The sequence below is a fragment of the Ectothiorhodospira shaposhnikovii genome (assembly GCF_016584105.1).
Classification (GTDB): domain Bacteria; phylum Pseudomonadota; class Gammaproteobacteria; order Ectothiorhodospirales; family Ectothiorhodospiraceae; genus Ectothiorhodospira; species Ectothiorhodospira shaposhnikovii.
This window is the reverse complement of sequence record NZ_NRSM01000125.1, coordinates 1-279: the sequence shown is the minus strand read 5'-3', so window position 1 is coordinate 279 and position 279 is coordinate 1. Positions and strand designations below refer to the sequence as shown.

The window sequence follows — 279 nt, the reverse complement described above, 5'->3', positions numbered from 1 at the left end:
GGCGAGCATGAAGGGCGCGTCGATCACCTTCCAGTTGCTCAGCACCACGCCGGCCACCGTGACGAACAGCAGCGCCTGCGCGCCCAGGTACCAGCGCGCGGGCGTGAAGCCTCGGCGCAGCACCAGAATGGCCGCGAGCGACGCGGCCGCGATGCCGGCGCTGGCCAGCAGTTCGTTCTGCGTCTGGGCGATGGCAAATAGCCCGAGCCCGCCGAGCACGGCGGTGAGCGCCGCCAGCAGGCCGATTGCCACCAGCACTCCGTCCATCAAGGGCGTCTG

The 279-nt window shown here is 70.6% G+C and carries 1 protein-coding gene; it reads right to left on the bottom strand.

Features of this window, described 5'->3' with window-relative positions; all coding sequences use genetic code 11:
* Positions 1–267: 7TM diverse intracellular signaling domain-containing protein (locus tag CKO35_RS17680; RefSeq protein WP_200177412.1), on the bottom strand; the 267-nt coding region annotated here is incomplete at its 3' end.
* Between the last annotated feature and the right edge of the window lie 12 nt (positions 268–279).